At 61.9% G+C, this 13,588-nt stretch carries 15 protein-coding genes; 10 read left to right on the top strand and 5 right to left on the bottom strand.

Translation table 11 applies throughout. From position 1 onward, the window contains the following. Positions 1-2 precede the first annotated feature (2 nt). From narH to moaA, 5 genes are read left to right on the top strand one after another with little or no spacing between them, the layout of a single operon-like run. Positions 3-1,541 (top strand): nitrate reductase subunit beta, encoded by a 1,539-nt coding sequence (narH, locus tag ACIQAL_RS19505; RefSeq protein WP_401148438.1) that lies wholly within the window; start codon positions 3-5, stop codon positions 1,539-1,541. 2 nt (positions 1,542-1,543) lie between these two features. Then, the gene (narJ, locus tag ACIQAL_RS19500; RefSeq protein WP_401148436.1) at positions 1,544-2,299 is read left to right on the top strand and encodes a nitrate reductase molybdenum cofactor assembly chaperone; all 756 of its coding nucleotides are present in this window, start codon (positions 1,544-1,546) and stop codon (positions 2,297-2,299) included. Continuing rightward, positions 2,292-2,972, top strand: coding sequence for a respiratory nitrate reductase subunit gamma (narI, locus tag ACIQAL_RS19495; RefSeq protein ID WP_401148433.1), 681 nt, complete (start codon positions 2,292-2,294; stop codon positions 2,970-2,972). The genes narJ and narI overlap by 8 nt, the downstream gene beginning before the upstream one ends. A 10-nt stretch (positions 2,973-2,982) precedes the next feature. After that, a complete protein-coding gene (locus ACIQAL_RS19490) occupies positions 2,983-3,879 on the top strand; it encodes a peptidylprolyl isomerase (protein WP_401148431.1) in 897 nt (298 codons plus the stop codon). A 13-nt stretch (positions 3,880-3,892) separates the two neighbouring features. Beyond that, entirely contained in the window at positions 3,893-4,885 is a 993-nt protein-coding gene (gene moaA, locus ACIQAL_RS19485) for a GTP 3',8-cyclase MoaA (RefSeq protein WP_401148428.1), read from the top strand. Between the two features lie 24 nt (positions 4,886-4,909). Here moaA and ACIQAL_RS19480 read toward each other — a convergent pair whose 3' ends face one another. From ACIQAL_RS19480 to ACIQAL_RS19470, 3 genes are all read right to left on the bottom strand, one after another. Continuing rightward, on the bottom strand, positions 4,910-6,223 hold the full coding sequence (locus ACIQAL_RS19480; protein WP_401148426.1) for an MFS transporter: 1,314 nt from the start codon (positions 6,221-6,223) through the stop codon (positions 4,910-4,912). 73 nt (positions 6,224-6,296) lie between these two features. Beyond that, complete coding sequence (locus tag ACIQAL_RS19475) at positions 6,297-7,097, bottom strand: IclR family transcriptional regulator (protein ID WP_401148423.1); 801 nt, start codon at positions 7,095-7,097, stop codon at positions 6,297-6,299. A 165-nt stretch (positions 7,098-7,262) separates the two neighbouring features. Then, positions 7,263-7,670 (bottom strand): RidA family protein, encoded by a 408-nt coding sequence (locus tag ACIQAL_RS19470; protein WP_401148420.1) that lies wholly within the window; start codon positions 7,668-7,670, stop codon positions 7,263-7,265. Positions 7,671-7,853: 183 nt separating this feature from the next. Here ACIQAL_RS19470 and ACIQAL_RS19465 point away from each other — a divergent pair, with 183 nt between their 5' ends. From ACIQAL_RS19465 to hpaI, 4 genes are read left to right on the top strand one after another with little or no spacing between them, the layout of a single operon-like run. Beyond that, a complete protein-coding gene (locus ACIQAL_RS19465) occupies positions 7,854-8,741 on the top strand; it encodes an amidohydrolase family protein (protein WP_401148418.1) in 888 nt (295 codons plus the stop codon). Beyond that, positions 8,738-9,604: a fumarylacetoacetate hydrolase family protein gene (locus ACIQAL_RS19460; protein ID WP_401148415.1), complete on the top strand. Its 867-nt coding sequence runs from the start codon at positions 8,738-8,740 to the stop codon at positions 9,602-9,604. Before ACIQAL_RS19465 ends, ACIQAL_RS19460 begins: the two co-directional genes overlap by 4 nt. Continuing rightward, a complete protein-coding gene (gene hpaH, locus ACIQAL_RS19455; RefSeq protein WP_401148412.1) occupies positions 9,601-10,419 on the top strand; it encodes a 2-oxo-hept-4-ene-1,7-dioate hydratase in 819 nt (272 codons plus the stop codon). The genes ACIQAL_RS19460 and hpaH overlap by 4 nt, the downstream gene beginning before the upstream one ends. A gap of 32 nt (positions 10,420-10,451) precedes the next feature. Next, positions 10,452-11,240, top strand: coding sequence for a 4-hydroxy-2-oxoheptanedioate aldolase (gene hpaI, locus ACIQAL_RS19450; RefSeq protein WP_401148410.1), 789 nt, complete (start codon positions 10,452-10,454; stop codon positions 11,238-11,240). A gap of 77 nt (positions 11,241-11,317) precedes the next feature. On the opposite strand, the gene ACIQAL_RS19445 is transcribed toward hpaI, so the two are convergent. Both ACIQAL_RS19445 and ACIQAL_RS19440 read right to left on the bottom strand, forming a co-directional pair. Further along, complete coding sequence (locus tag ACIQAL_RS19445) at positions 11,318-12,073, bottom strand: DNA-3-methyladenine glycosylase I (protein ID WP_401148407.1); 756 nt, start codon at positions 12,071-12,073, stop codon at positions 11,318-11,320. 33 nt (positions 12,074-12,106) lie between these two features. Further along, positions 12,107-13,042 (bottom strand): LysR family transcriptional regulator, encoded by a 936-nt coding sequence (locus ACIQAL_RS19440; protein ID WP_401148405.1) that lies wholly within the window; start codon positions 13,040-13,042, stop codon positions 12,107-12,109. A 133-nt stretch (positions 13,043-13,175) separates the two neighbouring features. Between ACIQAL_RS19440 and ACIQAL_RS19435 the strand changes: the two genes are divergently transcribed. Next, positions 13,176-13,565, top strand: coding sequence for a tautomerase family protein (locus tag ACIQAL_RS19435; RefSeq protein WP_401148402.1), 390 nt, complete (start codon positions 13,176-13,178; stop codon positions 13,563-13,565). The last annotated feature ends 23 nt before the right edge of the window (positions 13,566-13,588 follow it).

Genomic DNA, 13,588 nt, shown 5'->3' with positions numbered 1-13,588 from the left:
TCATGAAGATTCGTTCACAAGTGGGCATGGTCCTGAATCTGGACAAATGCATCGGCTGTCACACCTGTTCGATCACCTGCAAGAACGTGTGGACCAGCCGAGAAGGCATGGAATACGCCTGGTTCAACAACGTCGAAACCAAACCCGGCATCGGCTACCCGAAAGAATGGGAAAACCAGGATAAGTGGAAAGGCGGCTGGCTGCGCAACGCCAACGGTTCGATCACGCCGCGCATTGGCGGCAAGTTCCGCGTGCTGGCGAACCTGTTCGCCAACCCCGATCTGCCGACCCTCGACGACTACTACGAGCCGTTCGATTTCGACTACCAGCATCTGCACACCGCACCGCTGGGCGTGCATCAGCCAACAGCACGCCCCCGGTCGCTGGTGTCCGGCAAGCGCATGAAAAAAATCGAGTGGGGCCCGAACTGGGAAGAAATCCTCGGCACTGAATTCGCCAAACGGCGCAAAGACAAGAACTTCGATCAGATCCAGGCGGACATTTACGGCGAGTACGAAAACACGTTCATGATGTATTTGCCGCGCCTGTGTGAGCACTGCCTCAACCCGGCGTGCGCAGCGTCCTGCCCCAGTGGGGCGATCTATAAGCGCGAAGAAGACGGCATCGTCCTGATCGACCAGGAAAAATGCCGTGGCTGGCGCATGTGCATCAGCGGCTGCCCGTACAAAAAGATTTACTTCAACTGGAAAAGCGGCAAGTCCGAGAAATGCATTTTCTGCTACCCGAGGATCGAAGCCGGCATGCCGACCGTGTGTGCCGAAACTTGCGTCGGGCGGATTCGTTACCTGGGCGTGCTGCTGTACGACGCCGATCGCATCAGTGAAGTCGCGAGCACCCCTCACGAGCGAGACCTTTACGAGCAACAACTGGAGATTTTCCTCGATCCGAACGATCCGGCGGTGATTCGCCAGGCCCTGGAAGACGGCGTACCGCAATCGGTGATCGACGCGGCGCAACGCTCGCCGGTCTACAAAATGGCGGTGGACTGGAAGCTGGCGCTGCCGTTGCACCCCGAGTACCGGACGCTGCCGATGGTCTGGTACGTCCCGCCGCTGTCGCCGATTCAAAACGCCGCCGCAGCGGGCACCGTTGGCATGAACGGGGTGATCCCGGACGTCGACAGCCTGCGCATTCCGTTGCGCTACCTCGCGAACCTGCTTACGGCGGGCGATGAGAAACCGGTGAAGCGGGCGCTCAAGCGCTTGCTGGCCATGCGCGCCTACAAACGCTCCGAGCAGGTCGATGGCATCCAGGATCTTCAGGTTCTGGACGATGTGGGGCTGAGCGTGAGCCAGGTCGAAGAGATGTACCGCTACCTGGCCATTGCCAATTACGAAGACCGGTACGTGATCCCCAGTGCACACCGCGAAGAGGCCATGAGCGATGCTTTCGCCGAGCGTTCCGGGTGTGGCTTCAGTTTCGGCAGTGGCTGCAACGGGACGTCGGATACCAATCTTTTTGGCGCGAAGAAGGCCAATCGCCGGGACATCATCAACACCGTTCAGCTGTGGGAGGAGTGAGCATGCGCATTCTAAAGGTGATTTCATTGCTGTTGGACTACCCGGCTGAACACCTGGTGGACGGCAGGGCAGAGTTGGAGCAAGCCATCCTTCAAGCGCGGGAAATCAGCCCGTCTCAACGGGGCGCGTTGTTCCAGTTGCTGGCGCTGATCTGCAATCAGGACTTGATGGATGGCCAGGAGCACTACGGTGCGCTGTTCGGCCGAGGCCGGGCGCTGTCGTTGCTGCTGTTCGAACACGTCCATGGAGAGTCCCGCGACCGGGGGCAGGCCATGGTCGACATGCTTGCCCAGTACGAATCCGCCGGGTTTGCCATTGGTGTCAAGGAGCTGCCGGACTACCTCCCGTTGTACCTGGAATACCTGTCCACGCGCCTAGATCTGGAGGCTCGCGAGGGCCTGGCCGATATCGCCCACCTGTTGGCGTTGCTGGCTGCGCGGCTTGAAGAGCGCGAAAGCGCCTACGCCAGTTGCTTCCGGGCGCTGCTGCAAATCGCCGGTGCCGAACCCGTAGAGGCCGTTGCCCAGTTGCGCGAAAAAGTCGCGGCCGAACCCCGGGACGACTCTTTGGAAGCGCTGGACAAAGTGTGGGAGGAAGAGGCAGTGGACTTCATGCAGGCGGAGCAGCAGGACCGCTGTGGCGTCACGCCAAACGCACCGGGCAAGGCCCGGGAAGAAAGCGCTGTGCCGTTGCACTGGGTGGATTTTCAGGATCAAAGACCGGCCAGCGCGCCGGACGAGGAGGTGGGTCATGTCTAAATGGAATTTGCTGGCGTTCGGCGTCTATCCCTACGTGGCACTGGCCGTCTGCCTGATCGGCAGTTGGGCGCGGTTCGACCTCTCGCAGTACACCTGGAAAGCCGGGTCCAGCCAGATGCTCTCCAACAAGGGCATGCGCTTGGCGAGCAACCTGTTTCACATCGGGGTGTTGTTCGTGCTGGCCGGACATTTCGTCGGTCTACTGACCCCGGCGCCGATCTACCACACGGTCATCAGCACTGAAAACAAGCAGCTGCTGGCCATGGTTTCCGGCGGCATTTTTGGCGGGTTGTGCCTGATCGGGTTGCTCATGCTGATTCATCGACGGCTCACCGACCCACGGGTTCGTGCGACGTCGAGCGTGTCGGACATCCTGATTCTGTTGGTGCTGCTGGCTCAGTTGGTGCTCGGTCTGCTGACCATTGTCGCCTCCACCCAACACCTGGACGGCTCGGTCATGGTGTTGCTCGCTGAGTGGGCGCAGAACACGGTGCTATTGCGTCCTGAAGAGGCCGCGGCCGCCATCGCGCCGGTCAGCCTGGTGTACAAGCTGCACGTGTTTCTGGGGCTGACGCTGTTCGTGCTGTTTCCGTTCACGCGGTTGGTGCACGTGGTCAGCGCGCCGATCTGGTACCTCGGTCGACGCTATCAGATCGTTCGGCAGAGAGCGTAAGGAGACGATCATGTCAGAAGCATGTGGATGCGGCAGCGGTTGCGGCTGTGCGCCTCAAGAACCGTTGAATGCCGCTGCGTCGGAGTCGCCGGCCCCTCACGCCGAGGTGATTGCCAGCAGCGAGCAGGAATGGCCCATCGTCTCGGTCAACGAGGTGCCGATTACCCCTCAGGCCATAGCGCTGGAAGTGCAATATCACCCGGCGGGCAGTCGTGAAGAGGCGGTCTACAGTGCGGCGCGGGCATTGGTGATCCGTGAGCTGTTGCAGCAACGGATCGCTGCGCTGGGCCTGTCATTGCAGATCGGCCCAGGAGAAAACGAAGAGGAAGCGGCCACGCGGTTACTGCTGGAACGTGAGGTGCCGGTGCCCGTCTGCGACGAGGCCACCTGTCAGGGTTACTACGAACGCAACCAGGCGCGCTTCCACAGCGCGCCCTTGCTCGCGGTGCGGCACATCCTGCTCGAATGTGCCCCGGACGACGATGAGGCCCGCAGCTTGGCGTTGACCCACGCAGAAGCCTTGCAACAGAAATTGAGCCAGTTTCCCGAGCAATTCGCGGAGCTGGCGAAGGCTCATTCCGCGTGCCCGTCGAGGGCACAGGGAGGGTCTCTGGGGCAGATCAGCAAGGGCCAGACCGTTTCGGAGCTCGAACGTCAGTTGTTCGCCTTGCCGATCGGTTTGGCCGACGCGCCGTTGGAGAGCCGTTATGGCTGGCATGTGATCAGCGTCGATCAGCGGGTCGAAGGTCAGCCGTTGCCCTACGAGGCCGTCGCACCCGCCATTCGCACTCTGTTGCAGCAAGGGGTATGGCAGAAAGCGGTGGTGCAGTACCTGCAAACCCTCATCGGTGCAGCGGATATCCGCGGCATTCAACTGCGAGGCGCCGACTCGCCGCTTGTGCAGTAAAAGGAGGCAGAACATGAACACGCTGATGCAGGACGGCTTTGGTCGACACATCGATTACCTGCGGCTGTCAGTGACCGACCGCTGTGATTTTCGCTGCGTGTATTGCATGGCCGAACACATGACCTTCCTGCCCCGCCAACAGGTGCTCAGCCTTGAGGAACTGCATCGGGTGGCCGCCGTGTTCGTGGGATTGGGCGTGCGCAAGATTCGGCTGACCGGAGGTGAGCCCCTGGTTCGCCCTGGCATTGTCGAGCTGTGCCGCCGCATCGCAGCGTTGCCAGGGCTGCGCGAGTTGGTGATGACCAGCAACGGCTCGCAGTTGCAGCGGCTGGCGCGGCCTCTGGCAGAGGCCGGTGTCAAACGCCTGAACATCAGCCTCGATAGCCTGGACCCAGAGCGCTTTCGGGCGATCACTCGTCACGGCGACCTCGATCAGGTGCTGCGCGGGGTCGAGGCCGCAACAACGGCCGGATTCGAGCGGGTCAAGCTCAACTGCGTGGTGATGAAGGGACGCAATCTGGATGAGGTGCTGCCGTTGGTGCGCTACGCCATCGAGCAGGGCATCGACATCACCTTCATCGAAGAAATGCCGCTGGGGGAGGTGGGGCGGGCGCGGCAAGAGGCGTTCTGTTCCAGCGATGAGGTTCGGCACCTCATTGCCCGTGAGTTTTCGCTGCATGAAAGTCTGGAAAGCAGCGGTGGCCCGGCGCGCTACCTGCGTCTGACCGATCACCCGGACACCCGAATCGGTCTTATCTCGCCCCACAGTCAAAACTTTTGTGCCAGTTGCAATCGGGTGCGGATGACCGTCGAAGGGCGTTTGCTGTTATGCCTCGGCCATGAAAATGCCCTCGACCTGCGCGCGTTGCTGCGGCGCCACCCGCTGGAGGACGGGCCGTTGATCGACGCCGTGCAGGACGCGTTGCGCAGAAAGCCGCTCCGGCATGAGTTCGACCCTCACGGCGACGTCCAAGTGGTGCGCTTCATGAACATGACAGGAGGCTGAACCCGCCCTCTATCTTTTAACCTCTCAAGCAGGTTTCGAATACCTGAGCATTACGACCACCGCTCCCAGCAACAGCGTCACCGCGATCAGATAAATGCCAGCGGCATAGAAACCGGTAGCGCTTTTCGACCAGCCGATAATCGCCGGACCGATCATGCCCGCGACGTTGGCCAGTGCGCTGATGGCGGCGATGCCGATGGCGGCCTGTTGTTTGCTCATGACCGACGCCGGGATGCTCCAGAACACCGGCATCGCGCCATAGGTGAAAAAAGCCGCGAGCATCAGCACCGAATACGAGCTGAAACCCGATACCCATTGCGAAGCGATGACGCTGTAGGCGAGGGCGCCTGCCACCAGGGCGGCGGCGACGAAGCGGCGTCGCTGCATGTAGCGATCGGACAACCACCCCATCACAATCATGCCCATCGCACCCACGGCGTACAGGCCTGCCGACAGCATGGCAATCGTGCTGGTGGTGCCGCCGACCGCTTCCTTGATGAAGGACGGCGCCCAATAATTCAGCACGACCATCGACATGACTATGGCGAAGTAGACGAAGCCCAGCGCCAGGGTCACGGGGGACCGCAGCGTAGTCAGCAATCGGTGGTTGACGACGGTTTCGCGGGGGCCGGTCTGCTCGCGTTCAATGGCGTCGATCAGCGTCTGTTTTTCGTCGCTGTTCAGGTGTTTCGAGGTGGAGGGTTTGTCATCGAGTACGACCCACGCCAACACGCCCAACAGCACGGTGATGCCGCCTTCCATGATGAACATCCATTTCCAGCCGCTCAGACCGTGCCAGCCGTTGAAATAGACCATCAGAAAACTCGACAGCGGGCTGCCGATGACCCCGGCAACGGGAATCCCCAAAGTGAACCACGAGGTGATCCGGCCGCGCCGTGATGCCGGAAACCAGTAGCTGAGGTAAAGGATCATGCCTGGCAGAAACCCGGCCTCGGCGATGCCCAGCAGGATCCGCGCCAGGTAAAACCCGCCGACGCTTTGGACCAGCATGAAGCCCGCCGTGACCAGCCCCCACAGCACCATGATCCGGGTCAGCGTGAAACGTGCGCCGAAGCGTTCCAGCATCATGTTGCTGGGCACTTCGAAGAGGATGTAGCCAATGAAAAACAGCGATGCGCCCAGCCCGTACTGTGCCGCGCTCAGGCCAATCTCGGCACTGAATTCCAGGTGCGCGATGGCGACGTTCGAGCGATCGATGTTGCACAGGACGTAGCAGATGAACAGGAACGGCAGGATACGCCAGGCGATCCGGTTCAATAGCGCGTCCGAGCTGGACACGGCGGGTTCTACGACAGAGCGATGCAGGTCGGTGCGCATCTACGGTTCCTCTTATTATTCGAGTGGGAACAGAAATCGGAATGAAGCGGATTGGTGCAGTTGAACGTGCGAACTAGTGCTCTCGGGCGGTGAGGCGTTTGCTGATCAAGGCGGCCTGTTCGGCCAACGTGGCGGCCGTCGCGGGCACCCGGTCTTGCGTCAGGTTGCTGGCGACAGCGGCCACGCTCAGGGCGGCAACGATTTCTCCCGCAGGCCCGTAAATCGGCACCGAAACAGCGGCCGTGCCTTGGGTGACGCCTTGCGCGGCGTAAGCAAACCCTCGTGCCTTGGCGGCAGTGATGCGTGATTTGATCTCGTCAAGGGTGAGGTTGGACGTCTCCAGACGCGCCTTGTCCAGTTGCAGCAGGTATTCGGCCTCTTCATCGGGCAGGCCGCACAGCAGCACCACACCGGCGACGCCGACACCCAAGGGCCTGCGGGTGCCGACGTCGATGGACATCACCTTGATGGGGTAGCTGCCGAGACGCCGGTCCAGGCACACCGAGTCTCGACCGCTGCGCACAGTGATGAACACCGTGTCGCCCAGTTGATCGCTCAAATACTGCAAGTGCGGCTCAGCCAGTTTGCGCAGCGGCGAACGGGAAGGGCGGGCCAGCGCCAGCATGGAAATCTCTCCGCCCACTCGGTAGCGGCGGGTCACCGGGTCCTGTTCCGCCGCATTTTCATCGATCAGCGCTTGCAGCAGGCGGTGCACCGTGGGCCGCGACAGTTGCGTGTGACGCACCACGTCGACCAGCCGCATGCCTTGCTCCTGGCCCAAAGCCAGGATGCGCAGCACCTGAAAGGCTCGGGTCAGCGAGCGCACGGTCGACGTGTTGTCACTCATGTCAGTGGGTGTTGGCTGACGGCTCATCGGCGCCTCGAAGCGGGTGGTCGGTCAGTTGAACGTGCCCGCGATGAACGCGGCGTTGGTCTTCACGTTGCTCTTCACGTTGCTCTTCACGTTGTTCTGCATAGTGGTGCGGCTCACACGTCCTGAACAGACGTGGCGGAAGATTTCGTTCCGCAGCGTGGACTTTTATCTGGCCTGTGGGGTGCGGATTTCATCGACCCAGGCGGTGAACTCACACTGGATCAGAAATTTTGAGGGCGTCGCGGCCTGAATGGCGTGGCGTGCCGGGCGGTTGTCCGGATCAGGAAACAAACTGAGCCAGTGCGCGTTCAAGGGGCCGCGCTGATCCCGGTCCTGCATCCAGACGGTCATTTTCACCATGTCGTCCGGAAAGGCTCCAGCGGCCTGCAAGATGGCTTTGATGTGGCTGAACATGTGCTGGCATTGGCTTTCGAGGTCCTCGGGCAATTCCCCGGTTTTCGGGTCGTTGCCATTGATGATGCCGGTCATCAGCAGCGGGCCGCGGCGGCAGGCGGCCGGAATCGGATTGGTGTGGGAAAACTGATCCAGGTGAATGGTTTGGCGATGGCTCATGACGTACTCCGCAAAACGCGATAAGGCAGAAGGGTGACGTTATTGATAGCGATCCCTGCCGCGGTGCCACAAGCCGCATCCTTGCAAAGAGTCCACCAGCCGGAATCAAATCCAAGAGGCCCGTTGCTGGACTGCCGAGCCGTTCTTACAGTCGGATCAGGTTCTCCAACACGAGCACACCCCATGCCTGACTACCTGCCGTTTGATCCCCATCCCCGTGCACCGGTGCCCCTGCCGCCGGCGTTGTCCTGCGATAGCCAGTTTCACGTGTTCGGCCCTCGGGACCGTTACCCGATCCAGCCGGAAGCCGCGTACAGCATGCCGTCCGCCACGTGGGAAGTGGCCCGCGATCTGCATCGCACATTGGGCATCCAGCGCGGTGTGATCGTGCAGGCCACCACCTACGGGGCCGACCACAGCGTCGTGTTGGACGCTCTCGAAGGCCTGAATGCCGGTGGAGGCCCCCGTCGTTACGTAGGCTGTGCAAACGCCGCCGTATTGATGGACGGCCATGAACGCCAGCTTCAACGCCTGCACGACGCCGGGGTGCGCGGTGCGCGATTCAGCCGCGCCGGGCTGGGCATCAGCTTTTCCCCGGCAGAACTGCGCCGGGCGCTCGACCTTGTTGCCGAGTTGGGCTGGTACGTCAAAGTGCAGCCCTCGGCGGACGGCGTCGTCGAGCAACTGAAAGATTTCGAACACCTCAAGGTGCCGGTGGTCATCGATCACATGGGGCGCGCCAAACCCTCGCTGGGGCGAACCGACCCGAGTCTCGACAGGGTGCTGGGACTGCTGGGCGAAGGCCATTTCTGGGTAATGCTGTCGCTGTCCGAAAAAATCTCGACTCAAGGCGAACCGTGGGACGACGTTCTGCCGCTCGCCCAGACGCTGATCGCCGCTGCACCCGAACGTTGCCTGTGGGGCAGCGACTGGCCGCACCCCCTCTCAACGAAACAACCGCCGAACGAGGGGGCGTTGATGGAGCTGCTGTATCGCTTCGCCCCTGACCCCACGACCTTGCAGCGCATTCTGGTCACCAACCCTGCCCACCTCTTTGGATTTGAGCCATGAAACTGATCACGTACACGCACGCAGGTATCAGCACGTGGGGCGCCGTGGTTGACGACGGCGTGATCGACCTCGGTCAGCGCTTTCCTGAGCTCGACGGCGTCGCTGCGCTGCTGGGAGCACCGGCTCAAGTGCTGGCCGACGTCAACACCCTGGTCGCGGGCGCTCAGGCGGACTGCCCGTTGTCCGCCGTCACGTTGCAACTGCCGGTCCCGGCGCCGAAAAAGATTTTCTGCATCGGGGTCAACTACGCCCAGCGCAATGCCGAATACAAGGACGGCAGCGAGCTGCCGAAATACCCGAGCATTTTCATGCGCGTGCCGGATTCCTTTTCGGCCCCGGATCAGGCGTTGCTCCAGCCCCATGAGTCCCGGCAGCTGGATTACGAAGGGGAGATTGGTATCGTCATCGGCCAGGGCGGTCGCCGCATCCCGGCCGATCAGGCGCTGGCTCATATCGGCGGCTTGACCTGCGTCAACGAGGGCACGATTCGCGACTGGGTACACCACGCCAAATTCAACGTGACCCAAGGCAAGAACTTCCACCGTTCCGGCTCCTATGGGCCGTGGGTGGTGACGGCTGACGAATTTCCGGAGGGCTACGGCAATCTTCATCTGCTCACGCGCGTGAACGGCGAACTGCGCCAAGAGGACACGACAGCCCGTTTGATGTTCGATTTCGGCCACCTGATTGCCTACCTTTCGACGTTCACCACGCTGGAAACCGGTGACCTGATCGTGACCGGCACCCCGACCGGGGCTGGCATCCGTTTCGACCCGCCGCGTTTCCTGCGACCGGGCGATGTGGTGGAAGTCGAGGTGGTGGGCGTGGGCGTGCTGCGCAACCCTGTGGAGCAGGAATCATGAAGCCGGTGCTCACGCTTGAGCAAACGTGGCACGCCGTCAGGCAACTGGCGCACGCCGAACAGCACCGCCAGCAATGTCGGCAGTTTTCCCTGCAATACCCGGACATGAACCTGGCGGACGCCTATGCCATTCAGTCGGCGTGGATCGAACACAAAGTCGCCTCGGGCCGCCAGGTGAAGGGGCACAAGATCGGCCTGACGTCCAACGCCATGCGTCGCGCCGTTAACATCGATGAGCCGGATTTTGGCGTGTTGCTGGACGACATGTTTTACGCCGACGGCGCACGCATTCCGACTGAGCGTTTCATTGAACTGAAAATCGAGGCGGAACTGGCGTTCGTGTTGAGCAAGCCGCTGTCCGGGCCGGACTGCACGCTGTTCGACGTGCTGGAGGCGACGGCCTACATCACGCCCGCGCTGGAAGTGCTGGATGCACGCATCCAGCGCCGGGACAGCGAGACCGGACGCACGCGCACGGTGCTCGACACCATCAGCGACAACGCGGCCAATGCCGCGATCATTCTCGGCGGACGGGCGTTCAAGCCGAGCCTCGTCGACGCGGACATCCGCCGGATTGGTGCCATCGTCAGCAAAAACGGCGAGGTCGAGGAAACGGGACTGGCCGCCGGCGTGTTGAATCACCCGGCGTACGGCGTGGCCTGGCTGGTCAATCGACTGCACGCCCACGGCGTGGGGCTGGAGGCCGGGCAGGTGATCCTCGCCGGATCGTTCATCCGGCCCATCGATGTGGTCCGTGGCGACACCGTCATGGCTGATTACGGCGAGTTCGGCACGGTGTCGTGCCACTTCGCCTGACCCGCTTTGTTTTTCCACCGCAGGTGACGCCCATGAACGAATTCAAACAGCGCCTGATGGCACGCCAACCGCAGATCGGCCTATGGCTGGGACTGGCAGATCCTTATTCTGCCGAGCTGGCGGCCAATGCCGGCTTCGATTGGCTGCTGATCGATGGCGAGCATGCGCCCAATGACCTGCGCAGTGTGCTGAGCCAGTTGCAGGCGGTCGCGCCTTACCGATCCCGGCCTATCGTGCGCCCGATGTCCGGCGACGCTGCGCTGATCAAGCAACTGCTCGACATCGGCGCGCAAACCTTGCTGGTGCCCATGGTCGACACCGCCGACCAGGCGCGAGCGCTGGTGCGTGCCGTGACCTATCCGCCTCAGGGCATTCGTGGCATGGGAAGTGGCATGGCCCGGGCGTCTCGCTGGAACGCCATCGCGGATTACCTGGATCAGGCGGACGACGCGGTATGCCTGCTGGTGCAAGTGGAAAGCCTGGAAGGCCTGGCCAACCTTGACGCGATCATCGCGGTCGAGGGCGTGGACGGGGTCTTTATCGGTCCCGCCGATCTCTCGGCTGCGATGGGCCATCGCGGCAACCCCGGGCACCCCGACGTGCAGGACGCCATCGAGCACGCCATCTTGCGGATCTGCGAAGCGGGCAAAGCGGCGGGCATTCTCACCCCAGACGAACGTCTTGCACGGCGCTATCTGGAGCTGGGCGCGACGTTTGTTGCCGTGGGTGTCGATACGACGGTACTGATGCGCGGCCTCAAGGCGTTGTCCAGCCGATTCAAGAGTCTGGATACGCCGCCGTCGCCGACTGGCGGGTATTGAGCACCCGACGGTGGCCTGTCGCTGCATCGCTCTACCGACGGCTGCGCCTCGACAGCGGAAGGGACGACGGCAGCGTCCTATGTTCGAGGCGCGCCAGGCGTTGAGCGACCCACATGGCGTGGTACACCAGAGCTGCTCCACACCCCCGAACTGCCACGGCGGTGGCTCTGCATCAGGTGGGTGTCCACGATGCCGGTGGCTTCCATCAAGGCGTACATCGTTGTTGGTCCCACGAAGGCGAATCCCGCTTTCTGCAACGCTTTGCTCAGCGCCAACGACTCGGGCGAGGTCGTCGGCACTTCGGCCATGGTCCGGGGTTCAGGCGTTACCTCGGGCTGGAACGACCAGATGAATGCCGCCAAGCCACCGCGTTCGCGAAGCGCGAGGGTCGCTTTGGCGTTTTTGATGGTGGCCAACACCTTCGCGCGGTTGCGAATGATCCCGGCATCGGCCATGAGGCGCTCGATGTCGTGCTCATCGAATGATGCGACCACCTCCGGATCGAACTGCTTGAACGCACGCCGGAAGGCTTCACGCTTACGCAGGATGGTGACCCAGGACAACCCGGACTGAAACGCCTCAAGGCTGAGGCGCTCGAAGAGCCCTCGTTCGTCACGCACAGGCATGCCCCACTCGGTGTCGTAGTAATCGCGCAGAAGCGGATCGGTCGTCGCCCAGGGCGGCCTCACCAGACCGTCTTCGCACTGGACGGCGTGAACGGGTTTGGCTTGTGCAACGCGTGGCGCCCGTTTGCCTGCACCAGCACCTGTGCCTGGCCCGGTCGCCGGGGAGGTCGATGGGCCGACGTCGGTTTTAGGAGATTCGTCTTTCATGGATCAGCGCTACCGAGGTTGGCATTCATGGGTCTAAAAACCTGTGTGGAAACATGACCGTAAGTATTCCACCAGCGCGGTCACCGAACGAGGGATCTGGCGAGAATAGGGGCGAATCAGATAAATCTCTTCGGCGAATGCGCCTTTCAGCGCCCAATGCCCCAGTACCGGCACGAGCGACCCATTGTCCAGGGCGGCCTGCGCGCTGAAGTCCGGAAGCAGGGCGATGCCCAGGTGTTGAAGCGCGGCATCGCGGAGGGCCTCGCTGTTGTTGGTCGCGAAGTTCCCGGTGATGGGCACCGTCAGGCGTTCCCCGGCGCGCTTTCCCTTGGCGGGACGTTCGAACGTCCAGGCGGGGGCATCCACGCCGCGTGGGTAAAAAAGACAATTGTGATCAACCAGCCCCATCGGGTTATCGGGTTGGCCGTGGGTTGCGAGGTAGGCAGGGGTAGCCACCAGGACCGATCGTGTATCGCAGAGTTTCCAGGCGACATGAGTGTCGGGCACCTGATAGCTGTGGCGCACCGCCAGGTCATACCCTTCAGCCGCCATGGAACTGAGATGGTCCGAGACGTCCAGTTGCACGCGCACGTCCGGGTGCCGCGCAAGAAAACCCGACAGCCGAGGCACGAGGTGTTGGCGAGCGAAAGCCACTGGCGCGGTGAGCCTCACCAGACCGCGTACGGCCCCGGCAGAATCCCTCACTTGAGAAAAACTGTCGGCAATGTGCGCGAACGCGCCACGGACTTCCCGCACCAGAGACTGCCCTGCATCCGTCAGGCGAACGCTGCGGGTCGTGCGTTGCACCAAACGATGCCCGGTGGCTTTTTCGAGCTCTGAAATCCGCTGGCTCACCGCTGATTTACTGACCCCCAAGCGCGTGGCGGCAGCCGTATAGGTGCCGACCTCTTCGAGAATCGCCAGCCAGTGGATGTGGGACCACAGGCCTTCCGCGTCAGATTTCTGCATGATTCGATTGTTCTCTACAGGAAACAATGAATTCAATAATCCCATCTCGTCCAGAACAATACAAAGGGCTATCGTCGCTTCATCGCCTGGCTTTGACCGGGCACACCCCTGAGCCATTGTTGAGGTAACTGTCATGCCACTGATCACGATTGACCTGGTTGAAGGCCGCTCGGATGAGCAACTTCAAACCCTTCTGGACACCGTGCACCGCGCCATGGTCGACGCGTTCCAGGTGCCTGAGCGCGATCGTTACCAGATCGTCAACGAACGACGTCCGGGGCGACTGATCGTTGAGGACACAGGGCTGAATATCCCCCGGACCCACAACGTGGTGGTCATCAGGGCGGTGAGCCGACCCCGTACCGAAGAGTCGAAAACCAGGTTCTACCAATTGTTGGCTCAGTTGCTCAAAGAGCGTTGCGGCATCGAGCCATCCGACCTGATGGTGTCCATCGTTACCAACTCGGATGCGGACTGGAGCTTTGGGCATGGCCGCGCCCAGTTTCTGACGGGAGAGCTCTGACTCGAACATGGCGATGTTCAGAA

Source organism: Pseudomonas sp. NPDC088368 (assembly GCF_044753445.1).
Classification (GTDB): Bacteria; Pseudomonadota; Gammaproteobacteria; order Pseudomonadales; family Pseudomonadaceae; genus Aquipseudomonas; species Aquipseudomonas bambusae.
The sequence above is the reverse complement of the archived record's forward strand: the minus strand, read 5'-3'. Positions and strand labels throughout refer to the sequence as shown.

What these genes read in the sequence shown, in the direction of transcription:
- ACIQAL_RS19460 (WP_401148415.1), top strand. Translation starts at nt 8,738, where the DNA reads ATGAAACTGATCACGTACACGCACGCAGGTATCAGCACGTGGGGCGCC.
- narI (WP_401148433.1), top strand. Translation starts at nt 2,292, where the DNA reads ATGTCTAAATGGAATTTGCTGGCGTTCGGCGTCTATCCCTACGTGGCA.
- ACIQAL_RS19470 (WP_401148420.1), bottom strand. Translation starts at nt 7,670, where the DNA reads ATGAGCCATCGCCAAACCATTCACCTGGATCAGTTTTCCCACACCAAT.
- hpaH (WP_401148412.1), top strand. Translation starts at nt 9,601, where the DNA reads ATGAAGCCGGTGCTCACGCTTGAGCAAACGTGGCACGCCGTCAGGCAA.
- narJ (WP_401148436.1), top strand. Translation starts at nt 1,544, where the DNA reads ATGCGCATTCTAAAGGTGATTTCATTGCTGTTGGACTACCCGGCTGAA.
- narH (WP_401148438.1), top strand. Translation starts at nt 3, where the DNA reads ATGAAGATTCGTTCACAAGTGGGCATGGTCCTGAATCTGGACAAATGC.
- ACIQAL_RS19465 (WP_401148418.1), top strand. Translation starts at nt 7,854, where the DNA reads ATGCCTGACTACCTGCCGTTTGATCCCCATCCCCGTGCACCGGTGCCC.
- hpaI (WP_401148410.1), top strand. Translation starts at nt 10,452, where the DNA reads ATGAACGAATTCAAACAGCGCCTGATGGCACGCCAACCGCAGATCGGC.
- ACIQAL_RS19475 (WP_401148423.1), bottom strand. Translation starts at nt 7,097, where the DNA reads ATGAGCCGTCAGCCAACACCCACTGACATGAGTGACAACACGTCGACC.
- ACIQAL_RS19480 (WP_401148426.1), bottom strand. Translation starts at nt 6,223, where the DNA reads ATGCGCACCGACCTGCATCGCTCTGTCGTAGAACCCGCCGTGTCCAGC.
- ACIQAL_RS19445 (WP_401148407.1), bottom strand. Translation starts at nt 12,073, where the DNA reads ATGAAAGACGAATCTCCTAAAACCGACGTCGGCCCATCGACCTCCCCG.
- ACIQAL_RS19435 (WP_401148402.1), top strand. Translation starts at nt 13,176, where the DNA reads ATGCCACTGATCACGATTGACCTGGTTGAAGGCCGCTCGGATGAGCAA.
- ACIQAL_RS19490 (WP_401148431.1), top strand. Translation starts at nt 2,983, where the DNA reads ATGTCAGAAGCATGTGGATGCGGCAGCGGTTGCGGCTGTGCGCCTCAA.
- moaA (WP_401148428.1), top strand. Translation starts at nt 3,893, where the DNA reads ATGAACACGCTGATGCAGGACGGCTTTGGTCGACACATCGATTACCTG.
- ACIQAL_RS19440 (WP_401148405.1), bottom strand. Translation starts at nt 13,042, where the DNA reads ATGCAGAAATCTGACGCGGAAGGCCTGTGGTCCCACATCCACTGGCTG.